The following is a 21,287-nucleotide window of genomic DNA, read 5'->3' on the forward strand; positions in this document are numbered from 1 at the left end:
TTGGCTTTAATACAGAGGATGGAGCCACACCAATGTTTATTTCAGAGATGATATGATTGAACTGACGGAGAACGATAGTTTGATGGTGCAATTAATAACTTAATTATTATTAACTTATAAATATATATTTTATTTATTCTGAAAAATGTAAACAGCGATCAAAGGATTTAGATGAGCTAAGTGTTGAACTAAAAATAAGATATTACTATAAAGTAAAAATTTTCTTATATATATCCAAATAAATACAATATATATTTGTTTAAGGTCAAAAAGTTATTTGCGCAGCCTGGAGCAGGCGATATGGGCTTTAATCACGGCGGCGATGAATGTGAAGCATGCGCCCTGGACACAAAGCAGTTATCTTCTGCCAGCCTCACGATAATCGGAATTGCTGCGGGCTTATGGAATATAGGTTGATTCCAGCAATACGTTGATGGGAATAAGTCGATATAAATAATGTTAACATCAAGTCGCCTGATTCAATAAGGTGGCTTTGTTTTTTAGTCTAGGGGGAATGGTAATGGCAACATTAAGATATGGGACCGCTGGGGAAGCCGGGTTTAATGAAATGCAATTGCAGAAAGCACGCAAATTAGTTGCAGGCTGGGCTGAGCAAAACGAACAGGACTATGCTACTTGGATGGTCGCCCATAAGGGAATTATTATCGCGGACGAGTCAGTGAAGATTCCAAACCAACGAATTTTTCCTGTAGCTTCAATATCGAAGGTAGTTACTGCAACAGCGGCAATGTTCCTTGCAGATGATGGCTTGCTAAGCCTGACAAGACGCGTCTCTGAGTATATCCCAGAATTTATTGGGGATGGCAAGCATGAGGTGATGGTGTACCATCTTATGACGCACTCATCCGGACTGGAAGACAACAGCATATATGAGAATATGAAGCAGAATCAAGGTAAGGTTGATCTGGCAGATTGTCCGGATAACCAGCATCCCAGGTTATTTGAAAGACTTCAGTCCGGTTATGGAGCTCCGCTGCAGTCTAAACCGGGAACCCGAATGTCCTATTGCGGCTTTGGCTTTGAGCTGCTAAGCGAAATTATCCGGCGTTTAAGCGGGCAAAACCTCGCGGCTTTTGCAAAAGCACGCTTATTTGTTCCACTCGGCATGGAGGACAGTTTCTATAGCGTGCCAGATGAAGCGAAATCACGTTTGCTGCAAATACCAGACGGCTATGAATTTGCAGGTCTAAATTCTGTTGAAAGGCTGGCTGTACCCGATGCAGCCAATGGCATGTACTCTACGACTGCGGATCTTTTGAAATTTGGGCAAATGTTTTTGAACAAGGGAATATATCATGATAAACGCATTTTAAGCGAGGCAACCATTCGGGCGATGACCCGCAATCAAATTCCAGGCATATCCTCTTATTACGGTGAAGAGGTGTTCAAGGAAGCGAATTGGGGATTGGGCTGGAGCTTAAGCGGTGAAAAACGCGATGAATCAGGCACCCTGCGTTCTCCACAAACTTTTTCGCATTCCGGGGCGGGCTGTTCTTTTCTTTTAGTTGATCCTGTCAATGCTATTGTGATCTCCTGCTTTATCCCTACCAAACAATACATAACCCACTTCGACCGCAAGTTCGACTATTTGTCCGATGTTATTATTGCTGGAGTAGAGCGATGCGGGTCTTAGCCTCTGTAGCTTTTGTAACCTATAAGGAATGGGCGGCCTACAGATCACATATGGCCATGTCGATAATTGTCGGTTCGCTGCTGTTCCTCGTGCAGGTCTTTATTTGGACCTCGGTCTATGGAGATAAAGCTGCACTGCACGGTCTCTCCTTACATGAGATGATCACTTATCACGGCATAGTTGGAGAATCACTTGCCATCACTTTGAAAAATCCTACTGATCTGATCCACTTGAGGGTTAAGCTAACGGGACACGATAGCTCAATAAAGGAAACTAACGAGGCTGCCACGAATAATGTAGGCAGCCTCGTTAGGCTAGAGGGCAGAAGTGCGTTTACTATAAGGAGTGGTTACTTGTTCTCCATTAATGAGTTAGTTCCAAAAGACAAATTTGACGAGGAAGCACTAATAAAGTTAAAAGCAATCGATCCAGTTGAAATAAATCTAAAACCGATAATTGGAGACCTGTTTGAATGGATTCAAGACATCAACTGGCCTATTGCAAAAGAACTTTGCATAGTCCTTGCTGGTTTTAGACCAGAAGACATCATTCCCCAAATAAGAATGATACTACACAGTGGTGATGATTGTTGGCAGTATTCATGCATTTTATTCCTTATACCGCATCTATCGACTGAAGTGAAAAATGAAATCACTCCAGATTTATTAAGGATAATAATGACTCCCACTAAGAACGAGAAGCTTTGTGAAATAGATGCGAGGGCTAGAGAAATTTTCGAAGGTTTCATTGAGAAGTTAAGCTAACTGGGGACGATAGCCGAATAACAAAGTGAAGGCTGCTGATCTAATTGATCAGCAGCCTTTATTTAAACCTACTATGAAAGAACGGATTAACTTTCATGGTTCTGTGGTGCGGAACTGGGTGTGCATGAATGGCTAACGGGCAGGATAATTTGAATATATCCCTCCATTCACTTCACTTGAATTCCCTTAAACTGCATAATTAAACTAATACTAATAATTATTTAGACAAGGGGAGGGATTCCATCATGAAATACTATTTATCATCGTTTAAAATTGGAAATGAAGAATTAGCATTAAAACGGCTGACAGAGAACGGAAATAAAAAGGTTGCTTTTATAAACAATGCGTTGGATTTTGCAACCGATTCGGAAAGAAGAAAGCAAAGCGATGCAATAGACGTTTCCGACCTTGAGCGACTAGGATTTCATGTAGAAATATTGGATTTAAGGGAATATTTCTATAAATCTACAGAGTTGGAGGAAAAACTTGAAGATTATGACGTCATATGGACAAGAGGCGGAAATACATTCGTTTTAGCACAAGCAATGAAACTTAGTGGCTTTGATGAAATTATAAAGCAATATCACAGAAAAGGAAAAAAGATCGTTTATGGAGGATATAGCGCAGGCATATGTATTCTTGGACCAACATTAAGAGGTCTTCAACTAGTAGATGATCCAAACCAGAAACCATATGGCGAACAACACAGCACGATTTGGGACGGATTAAATATTTTAGATTACTTTATTGCTCCCCATTACAGATCTGATCATGCAGAGTCTGAGGATATGGAGAAGGTAGTAGACTACTTAATCGAAAACAAGATCTTATTTAAAACCTTGAAAGATGGGGAGGTAATTGTAATTGAATAAGCAGAATTGCTGACTTTAAATTAAGATTTATGCTTTGATGCCAGGATCGCATATCGCAAAAGGGGATAAGAAGCATTGCAGATATACAGTAACATCCTAGAGTTTTAAAATATTTTTTCGGGGAGGAATGCATGAGTTACGCCGCGAATTAATACGGCAGCTTTCGCTTATGTAACGCGCTCTTCCTCTTTCTCGTAAAATGGTTTAATCTGAAAATAGACAACAGGGCCCCTACCCGATGGGAACTATTTTACTCCAAAGGAGAAGGTGTTCATGAACAACGCATCGGAAGTTCGGTTGATCCCGATAGAGATCCTTTTTGGCAACCCGGACAAGACGCAAGCGCAGTTATCTCCGGATGGCGATAACATTTCGTATTTGGCTCCAGATGAAGGCGTTCTCAACATCTGGGTCGGAAGTACCGGGGGGGCATACGTCTGAGCCCATTACTCATGATCGAGACCGGGGAATCCGCTGGTACTTCTGGGGGTATGACAGCAAGCATATCCTCTATGTGCAGGATGCCGGAGGCAACGAAAACTGGCGGCTCTACTCCGTCAATCTGGAGAACAAGAAAGTTAGGGACCTGACGCCGTTCGAGAATGTGCAGGCGAATGTCGTCAAAACCAGCATGGAACATCCAGGTGAGCTCCTCGTTGCGCTGAATAAGGAGAATGATGCTGCACACGACGTTTATCGCCTCACCATTGCAACCGGAGAGTTGTCACTTGTTGCCAAAAACCCCGGTAACGTTATCGGTTGGGTGGTGGACGCCGACCTGAATATACGGGGGGCCTGCGAGGCCAAGCAAGATGGCGGCATGGATCTGCTGATCCGTGACGACGAGAACTCCGATTGGAGAACCATCGTTTCTTGGGACAGCGAGGACGCCATGTCAAGCCGTCCACTTAGCTTCACCAAAGACGGTAGGGAGCTGTATGTCATCGACTCGCGAAACACGAACGCGGGCCGTCTAGTCCGGATGAATGCCAAAGACGGGACATACAGTGTAATAGCGGAGGACCCACAATATGACGTCGGAGAAGTAATGTTCGATCCCGATACATACGAGGTGCAGGCGGTTGAGTTCGTACGGGAGCGAAAGCAATGGACAGCGCTAAAAGCGGCGGTGGAAGAGGATTTTTTGGCTATTGGCCGTCTGCATGACGGGGACTTCCGGATAAGTAGCCGTGATCTTGAAGACAGCAGGTGGCTCATTACCTTCCAGTCCGATAGGGAGTCGACCGCTTACTACATCTACGATAGGCATTCCCGCATGGGACAGTTCCTGTTTCATGACAATCACCTCCTAGCTGAGTTCGAGATGGCGCCAATGGAGCCGATATTTTTTACATCGCGCGATGGCTTGACGATTCATGGCTACATCACGTTTCCGCAGGGACAGCGGGAAAGCGTACCGATGGTGTTGAACGTGCATGGCGGGCCATGGGGTAGGGACCACTGGGGCTTTCATTCGGAGCATCAATGGCTCGCGAACCGGGGCTACGCCTGCATGTCGGTAAACTTCAGGGGCTCGACTGGATACGGGAAAGAATTTCTAAACGCAGGCAATAAAGAGTGGGCGGGCACCATGCATAACGACCTCGTCGATGCAGTGGAATGGGCGGTACGGATGGGCTATGCAGACCCGGACCGCGTGGCGATTTATGGCGCATCATACGGTGGCTATGCGGCACTGGTCGGCGCGACGTTCACCCCGGACCTGTTCTGCTGCGCAGTAGATATTGTCGGCCCGAGCAACTTGGTCACGCTGATCCGCTCCATTCCACCGTACTGGGCGCCGATGCTTGCCATGCTTCACAAAAGAGTCGGAAATCCCGATCTTGAGGAAGAGTTCCTCCATTCTCGGTCCCCGTTGTTTAAAGCCAATGCGATCAAAATTCCACTGCTGATCGCCCAGGGCGCAAACGACCCGCGAGTCAAGCAGACCGAATCTGAGCAAATCGTCGACGCGCTCAGAGAAAGGGGACTGAACTTCGAGTATTTGCTCTTCCCGGACGAAGGGCACGGCTTCGCAAAACCGGAGAACCGACTAAAGTTCTATGTGACGGCCGAGAAGTTTCTCGCCAGACACTTGGCCGGGCGAAACGAATAATTTATTTGCCGTGTGACTGTAGCCAAGGAAACTCCGCACAGACGCATGCGGTTTATTAAGGAGAACTATAGTTAAATAAAAAATCTGTCGAGGCTGCCACGAATTTGTATGGCAGCCTCGTTAAGCTAAAGGGCAGTATAGTTATAATGGTATGTTGACGTAAAATTCCATATGGTAAAAATGGGAGGAATAAACCTGATTGAAGCAGTTGTTTTTGATTATGACGGCTTGATGAGAGTTAGAAACATTTGAGTTCTATTCAATTCAAGAGCTACTCATAGATTACGGAGTAAAACTGCCATAAGTTGATTGTTAATCAAAAGGCCCGCTCTTCCCGGTGTAGAAACTATTTGAATGAAGCCAACAGGTTAGGTATATAAAGCAACAGAAGCAGCCCCCTATAGGCGGGGCTGCTTGTCGTTATTCTGCTACTGATTTGGCTCACCCATAATCTTGATTTGGCGGGCGGTTGCCTGGCTAGGAAGGGAGGTCATGACCATGCCCGCGCTCCATCCGTGGACGGTCTGACCAACTTTAAAATCACTGAACGAGGAGGCTTCACCCGATTCACGCATGATCTCAGAGAAGGGTGAGAAGCTGTACCACATGCTAGGTTTTCCATTTACTGAAACAAGGATGCGCTGGGCCTTCGTGTCAATCTCGGTTACCTGTCCGATGGTGTCCGGTTCGCCGAGGGGCTCGAATTCGTAGATTAGCATGGCTTTGTCAACGACGGCTTCAATTGCGCCGATGCTGCCTTTGTCACTGTCCGGCATGGTGATGATGACCCGGTTATGGATAACGTCGATCGACGAACTATAGATGTTAACCTTCCGGTACAGTTCATGATCGGCCAAACGCATCTTGCGCTTGTCGAAGCTGCTCAACCGTATATATCACGTCATGGAGTATGAAGGTTCCCCTGTTAAAGGATCGTTCGAATATGGCCTCGGTGGCAGGAGTCAAGCCTACAACATTGATATGAAGCTTGCCTTCCTTTAGGAAAATGTCGCCGTTTGGAATGCGATTATCCTTGAGAAAGTGCTGAACAGCCCCAGGATCTGCGGTTGCATCGATTCGGGAGAGGCCGTCCAGCGACGTCAATGTGCGTAAAGTTACTTCTTTTCCCGCTCGGTTCCAGTAGATATCATAACCGAAAAAAGCGGCGGCGTCCCGTATGGCAACATAAGAACGACCGTCGCGTACGATGGCCGGAAGGATGGTTCGTGTTACGATACCGTTCGTACTTGCTAGATGGAACTCCACCGCTTTACGCTTATTGTCCCAACTCATACCACCCTTTCGTGGTGGAAGTAGCCGATTTAACGTAAGAACCGACGGGGCATACAGTCGCCCGCTCATGAATAGAAAGCTGACGTCGCCGCGCTGGCCTTTAATCGTAATCGGAACATGAATGAGTTGAGGTGAAGAAGGGATTTCTGCTGATGCCAAAACTGAGGGAAGTAACAACACTGTTGTGAGGGCCAGCATCAAAAGCAGTCGCGTTTTTTTGAATTTCAATGAATTCATCCCCTTCCATAACGATGTTAATACTGACGCAAAGACGATGGAAAAGTCGCAATGCAAGCACAGGATGGCTGAACGCCACCTACCGCCCTAAATATATAAGTAGCGTAAACACAGGAAACGATAAGAATCAACCAAACGCCAACCAACACCGGATCCTGCCGAGGAAGACCCCAAGCTCGCGCACCGACGTTCGGCTTTCCGTTTTTAACTGTATAAACCCATAAACAGTGTGAACTGCAGAGGCATTTTCTGTGTACTATTATGGACAACCATTTGTAATCAAACATGCGCTGGGAGACGAAATACATACTACCTGAACACAGAGAGGCCATTCTAAAGCAGAAGGAGGAGCGTAGCCGGCGAACAAGGAAAGAGTTGGACGAGCAGAGATGGGGAGAGATAAACGAACTGATCACGGACTGCTATGAGTTTAGAGTTCCGATCAAGTTACATCTGTTCGACTACCACGAGGACTTGATCATCCAGGGAGTGATCGAGAAAGTTGATCCGATCGGAAGCCGTTTAATGATAAACGGGGACTGGTTCAAGGTCGAAAATATCCAAGAGGCAGAGTGATGCCCTAACTGATTGATTTGTATATAGGAGACGTATGACGGATATGAGGAAGAAATGGTTAGATGAGATTGAACCAGGAACGATCAGAAAAGATTAAGGTTGCCGATATGCTTCTCGAGCTGGGAAGCTGCAGGAAGGTAGGCTTCATGTTGTCGGACTGCGGCGACCTGAAATTCTTAATCTGTTCATACCAAGAAGGAGCCGCAGTTGTTTGCGGCTCCTTCTTTCAGTTATTAGTACCGTTATTGAAACGGTTATTGAAGCATTTTGCGTACCAGCTGGGTCCGGCTGCTCACATCCTGCTTCTCGAAGATCGATTTCAGATGCTTCTTCACCGTTACCTCGCTAAGGTAGAGCCTGGCAGCAATCTCCCCATTCGTAAGCCCGTCGGCGACGAGGGCGGCGACTTCCTGCTCGCGGGCGGTAAGGCCGTCTAGCTTCGGGATTCGCCCGCCTGCGGCTCGATCGGGATTAATGCCGGACTCCGTGGCTTGGCGCTCGTCCAGCGGCAGCTCGATTCGGCAGCCCGAGCGCTTCACTAACTTCCGGATATAGGCATCCAGCTGGTCGCCCTGCGTGTCCCTTACGAAGATAGGCGTCGGGGTCACACCATCGTAGCTTGTATGAAACGCACTCGCCACATCGAAGCCGAGGCTCTCGTGCGCGGCCGTGAAGAAGGGATGGGGAGGAGGGGTGCGAAGCAGAAATTCGCCGGTAAACATCAAGCTGTGCAGGTAATGGCCGATTGCCGTATGCTGGGCGGCGCTCTCGTAATCGTCCTGGTCGACCATATCGATGAACCAGCCCGAGCGGGTATGCTCCGGTACGGTAAACCGCTTCAACTCCTCCGCTGTCAGGCTTGCGAAGTAAGGACGGGCGCAGGGGTGTTCCAGCAGATAGGGCATCGTCTTCCGGTTAATGGGGACTGTAGCGATCAGAACCGCTATTCTCCCAGTTTCACTGCGCATCACACGGAGCACATCGTAGTCCAGGGCAAGCAGCCGATCCAGATTGAACCATTTGAGCGAATGAAGATGCTGCTCTGCGGTCAGCTTGAATTCAAACGGACGATTCGTCAGCGGGTCGAACAGCTTGATCGTCTGCGAAGCAGCCGTCTCCTGTCGGTATCGTATGTATTGCTCGAGCTCTTCCCGGTTGTCCGCGCCAACCGGCTCGAAGGGGAGAGGCGTGGGATCGAACCAGTGCATTAGCGCCTGAATCAGCGCATCGCCGGCATAGTAGGTCAGTTCCAGCGCTTCACGGTCCCGCGATTCCCTCGGCGCCTGTCGGAATCGTTCATAAGCATATATAATGGCGCGGCTCTGGAGCCGTTCATACAGCTGGGGGGATCGCAGCCGCAGTTCCCGATTCACAGCTTCCCGCATCAACGCGTGAATCGTCCATCCGTTGTCCGTTCGTCGTACGAAAGAGAAGCGGATGAGCTGATAAAATTCGGTTGTGGCGACCTCCCTCTCCATGATAAAAGCGAGCGAGTCTTGATTGAAGCTTCGTAGCACGGACGCAGCCTCGACAAACGGACGCATATGCTCGCCGGGAATTTCCCGTAGCCACTGGTTCACAATGAAGGGCAGACTGTCCGCTTCCTCCGTGTTCGATTCATCGCCGCCCGGCGGCATTCCTTGCTCCCAGAAGAAGGCCAGTAGCGATAGCGTCAAGGGATGCCCCTTGGACCGCTGCCAGATATCGCCGATTAGGGAAGGGTCCGAGATCTGACAGTAATGCGCGTACCGCTCGACCGCTTCACGCGACAGATGCGCCAGATGAAATCTCGCCATCCGCGGCCGCCATACGGGCGAGATCGCCCAGGCTCCCGGCAGCGCGTGCCGTCCGGCCGTAACGACCAGCACATTGCTGTGCAGCGCGCTGATAAAATACTCCCGGAACCAATGATCAAGTGACTCCATCATTTCGTAATTGTCGAGGAAGAACACCAGCCGTCCATTCTGCGCCATGGCATTCAGTGTTCGGGTCGTTCGTTCTAGCAGTGACGCATCAACCTTGTCCCCGTTGTCTGGCTCCGCCTTGTCTAGACTCTTCAGGATATGCATGCACAACGCATCCGGCGAACGCCAGAAGCCCTCGCTGTCCAGCACGATCGAAGCCATTCCCCTTATCTTCGTCTGCCGCTGCAGCTCGTCGAGCAGGCAGCTCTTGCCGACGCCGGCCGTTCCGTAGAGATGAATGAGCCGCTTGGTTCTGCGGTCGTCTTCCAGGATGTCAAGGAAGGCCTTCACCTCCTCGGAACGCCCGACCAGCAGCCGGCTCTCCAGCGTTTCCATCCATTGTTCCATCCATTCACACCTTTCTATGATGATTCCTGCAGGTAAACGGCATATACTCCTTTCTATTTTACAACGCACCCTCTCATTTTTGCACCTGTATTTTACAGCTAAGGTATCCTTTAGTATACCTTCTTTGGAGTCATACCGCCTCGTTCACGACGATGATACGATTTGTTCAGGCGGAAAGGCGGCCGGAAAGGAAGAAGGAAGTATGACGAAGCTGCGTCAATTGGAACACGTTACCCTGTATGCGCATGATGTGCGCAGGCTGGCCGCCTTTTATGAAACGGCGCTTGGGCTGGCAGGTTCTCAGACACCCGGCGACGATGGCCCGGCCCGTCTCGCCATCGATCCATCCTCGGGCAGAGCTGAGCTTGTCATCCTGAACAATCCCCGGCATATGCGCCTGGCATTCAGCACCGAAACGCTTAGCGATTTCAAGGCGATATGGCACAGGATGAAGGCGCTTGGCATCTTCACCCAGGGGCCGTACTGGCAGCAGGAAGGTCCGACATTCTCGATGTTCGATCCGGAAGGTAATCACGTTCAGATCATCTGGATCGTTCGAACGGCGTGCCAGCCCGGGAGCCAAGTAACCTTCGGCGAATTGGCGGAATTGGCGGATCAGACCGGTCAGACATAAACCCGCGATGTACGCCGAAACGTGGCGGAGGCTGACCGCCAGCGGGAACCGCAACAAAAATAAGATGAATGAGGGAGTGTAATGAAATGATGAACGGTACACGAAGCAGCAATGGATTAGGTGGCTTGCAAACTGCAGCCAATCTGACGGGCGGTTCTTTAACGGCCGCCACACAGATGGTCAGCGACAGGCTGGCCTATCACAAGGCACTGCTGGAATCCAAGGGAATCACCTCGCTGTCCAACCTGGGCACCCTGCATATCAGCGGCCTTGTCGTGCCGCAATCGGGCGTGACGAAGCCGGGAGCCGGGATTATTACCGGCGGCACGATGGTGCAGTCCGCCACCCGTATGGTTTCCAGCCAGCAGACAACCTCGAGGGTGGAATCATACAGCGGCAAAGCCGACCTGCTCACGGCCATTCCCTTCACAAGCAAGGAGAAGGCGTTCCTGTCCCTGCCCGCCATGACGGCAGGCCTCGATGTTTCGATCGATACGTCTTACTGGGTCGCCTCTGAGGTCTATCTGGCCAGAGGAACGAACATTATCCTTAAATATCCGAATCGCTATCTCGTTATTCTTGCAGAGAAGCTAACCGTCGAAGACGGCGTATCGTTCAGTTGGGAGCGCCCGTACAGTTCCATGCCGCCGCAGCTTAGCCCGGCGCCGCCTACACCGCCGGACGCACCGATGTCGACAACGCTGGTCGGGATCGACGGAACGCCCGGCAAGCCAGGCTGGACGGGATATCGCGGCTATGACGGCGCCTCGGCACCGGAGCTGGAGGTATGGGTGCTGGATATGTCGGGAAGACCGCGTTTCGATCTGCGCGGACAGGACGGCACGCAGGGCGGGCAAGGGCAGAATGGCGGCAACGGAGGGAGAGGCGGGAAGGGCAAGCCCGCCGTCCTCGACTGGGCTGGCTTCTGCAAGGCGGGCGCCGGCGCCGGAGGCAACGGCGGCAATGGCGGCGCTGCCGGCAACGGCGGGGCGGGCGGCAACGGCGGCATGGGCGGGCGGCTCAGCCTGTATGCGCCGCAGACCGTGCTTCAGCAGTATCTCCGCGGCGGCTTCGACATCCAGACGGTCGGTGGTGCCGCAGGAGCGGGCGGACTGGCGGGGGTTCCCGGCAGCGGCGGTGCAGGCGGTGCGGTCGGCGATTCGAAGGGCTCTTGCGGGCCGGGCCCCCGGAAGGCAGGACAGCCCGGCGCACCTGGCGCGCCCGGCTATCAGGGTCCGTACGGCAGACCGGGCGGCGTACTGCCGAATCCCGTCAGCTTCTATGATATCGATCCGCGCGACTTCATCATCAAGATGTTGGAGCCTGCCATTATCCATGTCAGTCCGCTCTATGCCAAATCAGGCGAACAGATCACCTTGGAAGGCAAACGGTTCACACCGAGCGACAAAGTTTTGGTCAATGGCGTTGAAGCCGCCACCACCGTGGTTAGCAGCACGCTGCTTCAGTTCACTCTGCCGGCGCTGCCAGGCGGATCCCGCACGATCCAGGTTCGTCAGGAGGACGCAACGTTGTCCAACCGCGCTTCCGTCTATGTGATGCCGCAGCTCACGGACATTGAGCAGGAAGGCATGGAAGCGCGCAAGCCGGAAGAGCTTCCGCGCGTCAAGCCTGGCATGAAGGTATCCTTGAAGGGGAGCGGCTTCGCGGAAGGGACGCTTGTGCTCGTCAATGACCATGAAATGCCGGATGTCCGCGTCATCAGCTCCACACAGCTTGAATTTACGCTGGTGCGTCCTTCGGATACGGAGCTGAATGCATCGGGCGAGCGCGTCACGCTGAAGGTCCGCTTCACGGACGGCACAATCTCCAATATGATGCAGCTGGAGCTCGACACTTATCACATGCTCGTCATCGGCGATTCCGTCAGCTGGGGGCAAGGGATGCAGGAGCATGAGAAATATTATTCGCTCGTCGGGGCGGCCATCCAGGCGAATAACGGTAACTTGAAGCAATATACGAGCGTATTGGCCCACTCGGGCGCCACCATCGGCGACGGCGACACGAAAACGGCTGCTCCGGTAGACGGCGAGGTGCCGACCTCTTACCCAACCATCCTGCAGCAGTGCGACCTGTTCACCGGCCGGAAAGATAAAGTGGATCTTGTCCTGATGGATGGAGGAATGAACGACGTTGACGTCCGGACTGTACTGAACCCGTTCGACTTCACTGACCTGGATGAGCTGTTCGAGAAGCATTTCAACCAAAGCATGTATACGCTGCTGAACAAGGTGACGACCGATTATCCGAGAGCCAAAGTCATCGTCACCGGCTATTACGCACCGATCTCCCGCAAGAGCGATCTGGCAGCCGTAGAAGCGCTGCTCATCGCGCTCGGGATTCTGATCGGCGGCGTCGGCGGCGGCGGAGTGGGAGGCGTGTTCGGCCTGGCGCAGTTCGAGGCGATCTGCCAGCGCTGCGAGAAACTGGAGCGGGACTCCAAGCTCTATCTCCAGCAGGCCGTTGACCGCAGGAATCAGGAGCTCGGCGCCCAGCGCATCTTCTTCGCCGACCCGGCCTTCGGACCGGATCATGCGGCGCTTACCGACGACCCGTATCTGTTCGGCATTAATCTGGACTTCTCCCCACAGGACTATATAGCCGGCGAACGGCTGGTATCCTGTACGGAAGCGGGCTGCACCGGTCAGACGATGGAGATCTGCAAACGTGCCTCCATGGGCCATCCGAACCCGAAGGGCGCGCAAGCTTACGCCAATGCCATTATGCCTTTCTTGTAATCTCGCAGACACAGGAAGAAGAGCCCCGGCGAACCCGGGGCTCTCTGCTGCTATGCCGGTTATCCGGCAGCGGGGGCTTAGTTGTCTTATGTATGCTGTTCTAATAAAAGCCGGCGTTTCCGATATTCCTCGGCTATACGGGCCAAGACTTCGAGCGGCATGGGAACGAGCTTCTGCGATGGCAAAGGGATATACAAGAAAAATTCGAAAAGGATAACGTGATTCGATCCCTCAAACTTATTACGGATAGTATGGAGATAGTCTCGGATTGTTGCTGAATGCGGGATGTAATGCTGCCCGAAAAGCAGCATTACATAACCAACTACGAAAAAACAAATCCGCGATAAGGCGGATTTTTTGTTGGCAATATGGCGGGGGTGAATGTAATCAAGTTCTTGTCATTTATGTTACCAAGTTCTTGACAACCGACGACATTTGGTGTCGCTATAATTGATTAAGAAGTATAATTGGAACACTGTTGTCATTAAATGTCGGGTGACAAGAACATTATCTCATTAAATGCCGCGTTAATCGCGGCTTTTTTGTTTTATAGGATAAAGTTCTTGTCAAATTTAAATGACAAGAACTTTATCCTATTCCCGTATTTGACAAGAACTTTATCTCATTCCCGACGAAGCAAATTAAATGTTAAATTAATGGATCAGGAAGATAATAATCTGCCTTAACGGACGATTTCCCTGATAATGGAGCGCCAACTTCGTCTGAACCTCATACTTGGATAAAACTACAATTTTGAATAGGCTGCCACGAATATGTACGGCAGCCTCGTTAAGATAAATGGCAGCATACCACGACCAAGACAGAAGCAGTAACATCTCCGATTAATGCGGTTTTTTGGTACTGCATTTACAAACGCTTGTACAAATAATAATGCTGAAAACCTTCTGGTTCGTCTGCCATGACACCATAAATTTCATATCCATACTTCTTGTAAAACTCTGGAGCTTGAAAACTGAACGTATCCAGTTTGATCAGTTTGCAATTTTTATCAACTGCGAATTGTTCAGCCATGCTGACGAGCTTCGATCCGAAACCTTGCCCGCGCAGCCGATCATCAAGCCATAGTATATCAACTCTCATGATGTCCCAAAAAATAACACCAGTTATACCGCCCAAAACCGTTTCATCTGAGTCCTTAACAAAAAAACTAAAATTCTCAACTTCCGTATGTCCAACCTGACGCAAATTGTACTCAGTGAGCCTATGCCGAACATACGCGGCTTGTTCAGGATCCCAACATTTTCAATTTTTATTTCGCCCATACTATCGCGCCTCCAATGAAAAACAAAGCAATTTTTCGACTAATACATTCTATTTTCATGTTGTTCTCTCCTGCTTGTCTATGAGAGTTATTTTCATCAACGGTTGTCGTTTTCGTTGAAGTAACGGGCAGGTTAACGCAACCATTAAGCAAACTCTGCAATTATCTTGTTGGAATAAGTTGAAATGATTTTACCTGGAGGAAGACTTTAAATAATGAAAGTCCGGAAGAATGTGTTTAGGGAGACGGAAGAAGAAACAGGCTATTATATAGAATTATTACGAAAACGCAAATTAAAGCAGGATAGTTCATTGTTTATCTATTACTAATACAACTGCCAGTTGAGTTCTCTTTCCGAATCACACAACAAGTGAGTGATACAATTCGTGAACGTTATTGCTTACAATGTAATCATCTTAAAAAAAGGAGGGAACGCATATCTATAACACAAGGTATTTATGCGAGCGCATAGGGAAGCTCAGAAGACAAAGGGGCTTGACCCAAGAACAACTCGCAGAACGGGTAGGAATCACGGCTCAGTCAGTGAGCAAATGGGAGAACGGGTTGTCCTGTCCGGATGTGGCTGTTCTACCGATCTTGTCAGGGGTGCTCCAAGTATAGATTGATGAGCTTTTCGGCAGCAATATGGCAGGACTTCGGCAGGGACTCGCAGCCGAGTACTTATTTAATGGAGATACCCAGGACAGCAGCGGAAATGAACGGCATGGAAAAGCGGTAGGAGCTGCATTGTGTAAGAATAGGTTCAACAATCCGAATAGTGCGTATTGTTTCGATGGAGTGGATGACTACATCGTTGTGGATCCGGCACCGGCACTGAACCAGGAGGCGTTCTCACTGTCCGTGTGGTGCCGTTATGATAAAAACGCGGAATTATCGGGCTGGAACAATGCGATCGTCTCGCAAGACGGCCATCATGCACGTTCGTTCCAACTTAGCACAAGGGAGAACTATATCGCCTTTCACCGGTTTCTGCTGGAACCCGATCTCGCTATGGAGCGACCACTGTGCCAGGAATTCTGGTACCATATCGCGATCACATATGAAGCCGGGATGTTCAAGCTTTATCGGAACGGCGTGCTCATCAGCGATCAGCCGGGAGCCTTCACGGTCAACAGCGAGGAACCACTTTACATAGGCTGTAAGTCGTCAAATGAGCCAGCTTTATTCTTTCATGGCGTAATTGACGATTTGAGGCTGTACAATCGAGCGGTTTCTGCCGATGAGGTGGAGGCGCTCTATTTGGAGAATGGGTGGGTGCCCGAGAAAGAGCCGCAAGCGGCCGTCATCCCGGAAGATGATATCCCTGTACTGGAGGGTGTCGAAGATTTATCAATTAACGTCAAGCCGCAAGATATACAAGCAGCTGTAGACTGGTACATAAAGCATCTTGGGTTTATTCTACTCCAGATGGACCCTGATCAAAAGTTCTATTTCTTAAGATTGAATAAGGGCCCGAATCTAATTGTACGGTGTACAGATATTTATGATCAGAAGATGGATCGAGAGGCAGATAAAGAAGATGTGCTGAAGCCGGCTCCGTTCATCTTCGCGTCAAAACGGAATATCGAGTCACTTCGCGAGAATCTGACCTACGCTGGTGCGTCGTTTCATGATGTGAAGGATGTCGGGTTCGGATACTTCTTGAACTTTCAGGATCCGTTTGGGCATAACTGGTGCATTCTTCGCGAGAAAATAGGCTAGTGAAAGATTAACCTGACGGGGAACGATAACTCAATAATTTGAGGGCTGCAGATAATCAGATAGATCTGCAGCCTTTATTAAACCAACATTCAGGTGATAAGGAAACTCTTTTTTAATTTCATTCGTCAATATCCCGTGGGAACTTTCATCCATCTGAAACTGTAAGAAAAAAAAGCATTCTGTGCTAAGAAGGAGTTAACAATGAAGAAAAACATTTTATTCGCTTTATTTTTCATTCTTTCGTTCGTTATGGTATCTCCGCCTGCATTAGCTGCTCATCCGCTCCAACTTGTTGTTGACGGAGTTGTTGTAAAGACGGATATCTCTCCAGAAATGAAAAACAACCGCCTCATGGTCCCTCTTCGCGTTGTAAGTGAGAATTTAGGTGCACAGGTGAAATGGGCGGGTCCTTATGTAACGCTAACAAAAAAGAACTTGAACGTCACGATCGCAAAAAACAACTTTACTGCGGTAAAGAATGGGAAGACGATAGCACTTGATGCAAAACCGTATCTTAAGAATAATCGCCTGTTCGTTCCTCTTCGGTTTGTTGCAGAAACGCTCGGCTGTTCTGTTGGATATCAGAACTCAACGGTAACGGTGAATGCTTCTCCTTTAATTATTGACGGCGTCAAGATCAACACACTGCAGCAAGAATATCACATGACGATGGGCGGTGTCGTTCAACACGTCTATGGAAGTGCCTATAACGAATCTATCTATAATTTAATTGTTTCGAACAGCGGTGCGGTTGTTGAAGAGCCAGCCGAGTACGATTGGTTTTTTTACCTTGATAATCCTGGCTCCTATTACAAACGTGGACAATACGATTTTTTAGACAAAGATGGAAAAACAATTAGACGATTTGATATATATACACGAAATAATGCCTTTCCTGCGGAAATGCTCGTTAGCTACCCTAAATTTTTGGTTTATGATGCTACAACGGATAAGTGGCGTCTATTTGGTGACACTGCGAATCAGAACATATGGAACGTCATGGATAACGCTTTTAAAAACGGATTTGTGAAGATTATTAGCGATACCGTTGTCTGAAATTAGCAAATAAAAAGCGACTTGTTGCAAGGCACTTTTGCATCTTTACGGGCAGATTCCTGCCGAGGAGCTGCAGCGAAAGGAGGAGCGCAAAGTTCCTTCTTTCACAATAAAACGACTGTTGCTTAAGTAGATTTTCCCCGAAACCGATGAATTTCAAAATTATAAATATTATGATAAATACGGAAATCTAATAAAAGAGATCCATTAGTTTGTTGAACTAACGGAGAACGATAGTGTAACAAGACAGTGGAGGCTGCAGATCCGATTGATCTGTAGCCTTTATTCAACTAATTGGCAGGAAAGTTCCAATCATTGGAGAATTACCAAACTGGATCTTGAATTAAGGGGGATAAGTTGGGTGGAAATTCAAGCCGTTTTTGTGGACCGTGATGGAACGTTAGGTGGGAATGGGCATTTCATACATCCTCGCGACTTTGAGCTTTTTCCCTCATCTTTAGCAGCACTGCAATTACTAAAAGAACATGGAATAAAAATATTTGCATTTACAAATCAACATAACATCGCTAAGGGGCTCGCATCAGAATCTGACTTTCATATAGAATTTGAGGGTTATGGGTTTGATGCGGCATTTATATGTCCCCATGAACCTGAGGATGGGTGTGAGTGCCATAAGCCACAGCCTGGTATGCTTCAAAAAGCGGCAACTGAACACAATCTTGATCTGACTAAATGTGCTGTCATTGGTGACATGGGATCAACTGATATGCTCGCAGCCGCAGCAGTCGGGGCTATAAGAATTCTTGTAGAAACAGGTTGGGGGAAGCAGTCATTAGAAAAATATCGACATAAGTGGTATGAGCAAGCATCACCTGATTATGTTGCTAAGGACCTTATAGATGCTGCTACATGGCTAGTGGGTGGACATTAGCAGCCTTAGCAACAGTAAGAGGCATTGAAGTAACGAGGAACGATAGCGAAATAAGACAGTGAAGGCTGCAGATCCGATTGATCTGCAGCCTTTATTTCAACTAATTGGCAGTTTTTTCTAACATTTACACCACCATTAAGGTATTTCTGGTATGATTACCCAAACTATCCTGTGGGGTGATAGGAATGAAAATTTTATTTGTTTGCACAGATAACTATACTCGTAGTGTAATAGCGGAGTATTGTATGAAGGATTACTTAAAAGGGAGAAACAATACATCAGTAAACGTAGCATCGGCTGGAATTAGAGCTACTAGTGATATCAGTAATTATTCAAACGCCCATTTTGGAATCATGCATGAAATGGGAATTGATACAACTGGATTTACGCGAACACAATTTAAAGAATCTTTTTTCGAAGAATATGATGTGATTATTGGAATGAGTGAACTTCACAAAGAGCACCTTAGGCAGAGTTACAATAAAAATATTCTTCTATTCAATGAAGTCCTGAATGGAGGGACCACTCCTGTCAACATTGGTCATCCCAACAGCCCAACTTTTCTAGAAGATATGAAACAATTAATCATCTTTTTTCGAGAGGCAATTCCAATTGTTTTACAGAAAATAAACATGAACATTTCGAAATAATGGGACACGATAGCGTAATATCACGGCGAAGGCTGCATCTCCGATGGTCAGTAGCCCCTCATGTACACTGCCAAAATATAGCTCGTGTTAGTTCGGTTGGTCAGCTTTGATATTAGCATTCTCAAGGAGGTCTTCTGCGTGATTTATGTGGTTAGGCACGGTCAAACTGATTTGAACAGAGAAGGAAAGCTCCAGGGAAGAATGGGTTTACCCCTAAATGACGTTGGATTAGAGCAAGCCAAACAACTAAGAGCTAAATTTGAAAATGTCGTTTTTGACTACATATACTCCTCACCTCAAGAAAGAGCAGTTCAAACAGCAGAGATAGCAACAGGTAAGAAAGCAGTCATCGATGAGAGGCTTGATGTATTTGATCTAGGCAATGCTGACTTTTTAAAAAAGGGTGAGGTCAAAATGGATGGAGTAGTACCTGATTCTAGGTTTTATCATGGGGTTGAGAAAGTGCCTAACTATATAAAAAGGGTCTTCTCCTTTATGCATGAACTTCATGCTCAGTATACGAACAGTGAAGTCAATATCTTAATTTCTGGACACAGGTGCACAACAGGTTGTATTGGTGCTTTTTTTGAAGGTATTCCTAGTGATGGCAACATATTAAAGTTCTCGTCAGATAACGGCGACTATAAAGTATACTCCATCAAGTAAATAACTAGCAGTGCTCAATCGCTCTATTAACCTAACGGCAGCATAGTTTGGTGAAGAAACCAAAGTTAATATGTGGTTAAAATATTATAAAGGATGGACAGTTCATTATGGGGAAATATGCCAAAGTGATGGGGATTAATTTTCCGAAGCTGACGTTAGATCGCACAATAGAGGTTCTTAGTGATGTGATTGAAGAGAATAGATCCGAGCTTTTTCATGTCATAACAGTTAACCCCGAAATCACCATGGCCTGCCAAAAAGACACATCGTTACGTTCCATAATTGAGGAAGCAGGTCTGATTACAGCTGACGGTGTGGGAATTGTAATGGTTTCTCGTCTGAGAGGCGGAAATCTTCCCGAAAGGGTTACGGGGTACGACACGTTGTTAAGATTACTCGATTCAGGAAATCAAAAGAAATGGTCATTTTATTTTCTAGGAGCAGATCCGCACACCAATGAAAAAGTGTGTGAAGTAATACGAAACAAGTATCCTGCTCTTTCTATATTGGGCAGGCACCACGGCTTCTTTACACAAAGTGAAGAAGATAAGATTGTAGATGAAATTGGAACCTTAAAGCTTGACATTTTGGTGGTTGCACTTGGAGCACCCTATGCAGAAAGATGGATACATCAACATAAATCAAAACTACATGCAAAGATTGCGATCGGAGTTGGAGGCAGTCTTGATGTTATTGCAGGAAAAGTTAAGGAGACCCCAGAAAGTTGGAAACGGCTAAACTTAGAATGGCTTTACAGGCTGATTCAGCAGCCTTCAAGATGGAAGCGGCAGTTGATCTTACCTAAATTCGCAATTCGAGCACTGACGTTTAGGGAAAAGTAAATCGTGGTTTCACTGAATAAGGAAACGAGCGAATGAGGGGGCCAATATGAAGGAAGTTATTTCTGCGCTTGAAGCGGCAAGTATCTCATATACCACAAATACGCCCTTACATACTTATACAACATGGAAAATCGGTGGTCCATGTGATTTACTTGTGTTTCCACGTACTATAGAGGAAGTATCACTTTGTGTTCGCACTCTGAAAGCAGCGAAAAGACCTTGGATCGTAATCGGCAAAGGATCAAATTTATTGGTATCGGATGAAGGATTTCGAGGAGCGGTATTGCGCCTGTCGGGTGCCTTTGATTCTGCTACATTTGGTGGGGACGGTGTAGTCGCTGGCGCAGGTTTTTCGCTAATAACCCTATCCCTTCAAGCAGCTAAGCATGGCTTTATTGGATTAGAATTTGCTAGTGGCATCCCAGGTACTGTGGGCGGTGCTGTCTGCATGAATGCTGGAGCTCATGGTTCTGACATTTCCAAGATACTGTCACAAGTCATAGTTATGAATGCACACGGGGATCTTGTTACTTTACAGGCAACAGACCTTTTATTTGGTTACCGCGACTCCGAAATACAACATAATCCATGGATTGTTCTAGAGGCGACCTTTTCCCTCTCTCATGGCGAGCCTAGTGTGATTTCGGAAAAGACAAAGATGTTTAAAGAAAAGCGTGTACGGACACAGCCACTTAAACAGCATTCGGCAGTGTGTTCCGAAATCCTTTACCGTTGTTTGCAGCGGCTCTAATTGAATCCATGGGTTTAAAAGGGCACAGCGTCGGCGGGGCTATGTTCTCTGAAATACATGCAAATTTTATTGTGAACACAGGTGGCGCCACAGCAAAAGATGTCAGGGCGCTAATTAAACTTGCTCAAGAGCGCGCAAAACAAGAACATGGTGTTCATCTTAAACCAGAAGTGGAATTCGTTGGATTCAACTAACGGGGAACGATAGCGTAA

At 47.9% G+C, this 21,287-nt stretch carries 19 protein-coding genes and 1 pseudogene; 16 read left to right on the forward strand and 4 right to left on the reverse strand.

All coding sequences use genetic code 11. The features are described from left to right. Window positions 1–520: 520 nt before the first annotated feature. The 4 genes from ACFSUF_RS04035 (at window position 521) to ACFSUF_RS04050 (ending at window position 5,406) form a co-directional block, all read left to right on the forward strand. Window positions 521–1,654, forward strand: a complete 1,134-nt coding sequence (locus tag ACFSUF_RS04035) for a serine hydrolase domain-containing protein (RefSeq protein WP_377600405.1) — start codon at window positions 521–523, stop codon at window positions 1,652–1,654. Continuing rightward, a complete protein-coding gene (locus ACFSUF_RS04040) occupies window positions 1,642–2,418 on the forward strand; it encodes a DUF5071 domain-containing protein (protein WP_377600407.1) in 777 nt (258 codons plus the stop codon). Before ACFSUF_RS04035 ends, ACFSUF_RS04040 begins: the two co-directional genes overlap by 13 nt. 245 nt (window positions 2,419–2,663) lie before the next feature. Further along, window positions 2,664–3,290, forward strand: coding sequence for a Type 1 glutamine amidotransferase-like domain-containing protein (locus tag ACFSUF_RS04045; protein WP_377600408.1), 627 nt, complete (start codon window positions 2,664–2,666; stop codon window positions 3,288–3,290). A 358-nt stretch (window positions 3,291–3,648) separates the two neighbouring features. Next, the gene (locus tag ACFSUF_RS04050; RefSeq protein ID WP_377600410.1) at window positions 3,649–5,406 is read left to right on the forward strand and encodes a S9 family peptidase; all 1,758 of its coding nucleotides are present in this window, start codon (window positions 3,649–3,651) and stop codon (window positions 5,404–5,406) included. Window positions 5,407–5,834: 428 nt separating this feature from the next. On the opposite strand, the gene ACFSUF_RS04055 is transcribed toward ACFSUF_RS04050, so the two are convergent. Together ACFSUF_RS04055 and ACFSUF_RS04060 are read right to left on the reverse strand one after the other, a co-directional pair. Then, window positions 5,835–6,293 (reverse strand): DUF3221 domain-containing protein, encoded by a 459-nt coding sequence (locus ACFSUF_RS04055; protein WP_377600412.1) that lies wholly within the window; start codon window positions 6,291–6,293, stop codon window positions 5,835–5,837. Beyond that, window positions 6,250–6,927, reverse strand: coding sequence for a hypothetical protein (locus ACFSUF_RS04060; RefSeq protein WP_377600414.1), 678 nt, complete (start codon window positions 6,925–6,927; stop codon window positions 6,250–6,252). Before ACFSUF_RS04060 ends, ACFSUF_RS04055 begins: the two co-directional genes overlap by 44 nt. A 294-nt stretch (window positions 6,928–7,221) precedes the next feature. Here ACFSUF_RS04060 and ACFSUF_RS04065 point away from each other — a divergent pair, with 294 nt between their 5' ends. Beyond that, entirely contained in the window at window positions 7,222–7,512 is a 291-nt protein-coding gene (locus ACFSUF_RS04065) for a YolD-like family protein (protein ID WP_377600416.1), read from the forward strand. A gap of 254 nt (window positions 7,513–7,766) precedes the next feature. Here the strand turns inward: ACFSUF_RS04065 and ACFSUF_RS04070 are convergent, their stop codons facing one another. Further along, window positions 7,767–9,824, reverse strand: coding sequence for a helix-turn-helix transcriptional regulator (locus tag ACFSUF_RS04070; protein ID WP_377600418.1), 2,058 nt, complete (start codon window positions 9,822–9,824; stop codon window positions 7,767–7,769). A gap of 202 nt (window positions 9,825–10,026) precedes the next feature. Between ACFSUF_RS04070 and ACFSUF_RS04075 the strand changes: the two genes are divergently transcribed. Further along, window positions 10,027–10,458 carry a VOC family protein gene (locus ACFSUF_RS04075; protein ID WP_377600419.1) on the forward strand — a complete coding sequence of 144 codons (432 nt, stop codon included), beginning with the start codon at window positions 10,027–10,029 and terminating at the stop codon, window positions 10,456–10,458. Between the two features lie 1,007 nt (window positions 10,459–11,465). Next, the gene (locus ACFSUF_RS04080; protein ID WP_377600421.1) at window positions 11,466–13,214 is read left to right on the forward strand and encodes an IPT/TIG domain-containing protein; all 1,749 of its coding nucleotides are present in this window, start codon (window positions 11,466–11,468) and stop codon (window positions 13,212–13,214) included. 867 nt (window positions 13,215–14,081) lie between these two features. Here ACFSUF_RS04080 and ACFSUF_RS04085 read toward each other — a convergent pair. Then, window positions 14,082–14,435, reverse strand: a pseudogene (locus tag ACFSUF_RS04085) (GNAT family N-acetyltransferase); the annotation flags it as partial. Window positions 14,436–14,964: 529 nt separating this feature from the next. Here ACFSUF_RS04085 and ACFSUF_RS04090 point away from each other — a divergent pair. The 9 genes from ACFSUF_RS04090 to ACFSUF_RS04130 all read left to right on the forward strand — a co-directional run bounded on the left by ACFSUF_RS04090 (window position 14,965) and on the right by ACFSUF_RS04130 (window position 21,269). Beyond that, window positions 14,965–15,117 carry a helix-turn-helix domain-containing protein gene (locus tag ACFSUF_RS04090; RefSeq protein WP_377601713.1) on the forward strand — a complete coding sequence of 51 codons (153 nt, stop codon included), beginning with the start codon at window positions 14,965–14,967 and terminating at the stop codon, window positions 15,115–15,117. Window positions 15,118–15,141: 24 nt separating this feature from the next. Further along, complete coding sequence (locus ACFSUF_RS04095) at window positions 15,142–16,218, forward strand: LamG-like jellyroll fold domain-containing protein (RefSeq protein WP_377600423.1); 1,077 nt, start codon at window positions 15,142–15,144, stop codon at window positions 16,216–16,218. Window positions 16,219–16,419: 201 nt separating this feature from the next. Next, on the forward strand, window positions 16,420–17,274 hold the full coding sequence (locus ACFSUF_RS04100; RefSeq protein WP_377600425.1) for a copper amine oxidase N-terminal domain-containing protein: 855 nt from the start codon (window positions 16,420–16,422) through the stop codon (window positions 17,272–17,274). Window positions 17,275–17,635: 361 nt separating this feature from the next. Then, complete coding sequence (locus ACFSUF_RS04105; protein ID WP_377600427.1) at window positions 17,636–18,166, forward strand: HAD-IIIA family hydrolase; 531 nt, start codon at window positions 17,636–17,638, stop codon at window positions 18,164–18,166. A gap of 185 nt (window positions 18,167–18,351) precedes the next feature. After that, window positions 18,352–18,816, forward strand: a complete 465-nt coding sequence (locus ACFSUF_RS04110; protein WP_377600429.1) for an arsenate-mycothiol transferase ArsC — start codon at window positions 18,352–18,354, stop codon at window positions 18,814–18,816. Between the two features lie 138 nt (window positions 18,817–18,954). Next, entirely contained in the window at window positions 18,955–19,482 is a 528-nt protein-coding gene (locus ACFSUF_RS04115) for a histidine phosphatase family protein (RefSeq protein ID WP_377600431.1), read from the forward strand. A 107-nt stretch (window positions 19,483–19,589) separates the two neighbouring features. Continuing rightward, window positions 19,590–20,324 (forward strand): WecB/TagA/CpsF family glycosyltransferase, encoded by a 735-nt coding sequence (locus ACFSUF_RS04120; RefSeq protein WP_377600433.1) that lies wholly within the window; start codon window positions 19,590–19,592, stop codon window positions 20,322–20,324. 46 nt (window positions 20,325–20,370) lie between these two features. Then, entirely contained in the window at window positions 20,371–21,075 is a 705-nt protein-coding gene (locus ACFSUF_RS04125; protein ID WP_377600435.1) for an FAD-binding protein, read from the forward strand. 8 nt (window positions 21,076–21,083) lie between these two features. Beyond that, window positions 21,084–21,269, forward strand: a complete 186-nt coding sequence (locus ACFSUF_RS04130) for a hypothetical protein (protein WP_377601714.1) — start codon at window positions 21,084–21,086, stop codon at window positions 21,267–21,269. Window positions 21,270–21,287 lie beyond the last annotated feature (18 nt).

The sequence above is a fragment of the Paenibacillus gansuensis genome (assembly GCF_042684925.1).
Classification (GTDB): Bacteria; Bacillota; Bacilli; order Paenibacillales; family DY6; genus Paenibacillus_N; species Paenibacillus_N gansuensis.

Coding starts and splice junctions, on each gene's coding strand:
- ACFSUF_RS04075 (WP_377600419.1), top strand. CDS start 10,027: ATGACGAAGCTGCGTCAATTGGAACACGTTACCCTGTATGCGCATGAT.
- ACFSUF_RS04065 (WP_377600416.1), top strand. CDS start 7,222: ATGCGCTGGGAGACGAAATACATACTACCTGAACACAGAGAGGCCATT.
- ACFSUF_RS04045 (WP_377600408.1), top strand. CDS start 2,664: ATGAAATACTATTTATCATCGTTTAAAATTGGAAATGAAGAATTAGCA.
- ACFSUF_RS04040 (WP_377600407.1), top strand. CDS start 1,642: ATGCGGGTCTTAGCCTCTGTAGCTTTTGTAACCTATAAGGAATGGGCG.
- ACFSUF_RS04120 (WP_377600433.1), top strand. CDS start 19,590: ATGGGGAAATATGCCAAAGTGATGGGGATTAATTTTCCGAAGCTGACG.
- ACFSUF_RS04100 (WP_377600425.1), top strand. CDS start 16,420: ATGAAGAAAAACATTTTATTCGCTTTATTTTTCATTCTTTCGTTCGTT.
- ACFSUF_RS04110 (WP_377600429.1), top strand. CDS start 18,352: ATGAAAATTTTATTTGTTTGCACAGATAACTATACTCGTAGTGTAATA.
- ACFSUF_RS04125 (WP_377600435.1), top strand. CDS start 20,371: ATGAAGGAAGTTATTTCTGCGCTTGAAGCGGCAAGTATCTCATATACC.
- ACFSUF_RS04095 (WP_377600423.1), top strand. CDS start 15,142: ATGGCAGGACTTCGGCAGGGACTCGCAGCCGAGTACTTATTTAATGGA.
- ACFSUF_RS04130 (WP_377601714.1), top strand. CDS start 21,084: ATGGGTTTAAAAGGGCACAGCGTCGGCGGGGCTATGTTCTCTGAAATA.
- ACFSUF_RS04080 (WP_377600421.1), top strand. CDS start 11,466: ATGGGCGGGCGGCTCAGCCTGTATGCGCCGCAGACCGTGCTTCAGCAG.
- ACFSUF_RS04035 (WP_377600405.1), top strand. CDS start 521: ATGGCAACATTAAGATATGGGACCGCTGGGGAAGCCGGGTTTAATGAA.
- ACFSUF_RS04070 (WP_377600418.1), bottom strand. CDS start 9,824: ATGGAACAATGGATGGAAACGCTGGAGAGCCGGCTGCTGGTCGGGCGT.
- ACFSUF_RS04050 (WP_377600410.1), top strand. CDS start 3,649: ATGGCGATAACATTTCGTATTTGGCTCCAGATGAAGGCGTTCTCAACA.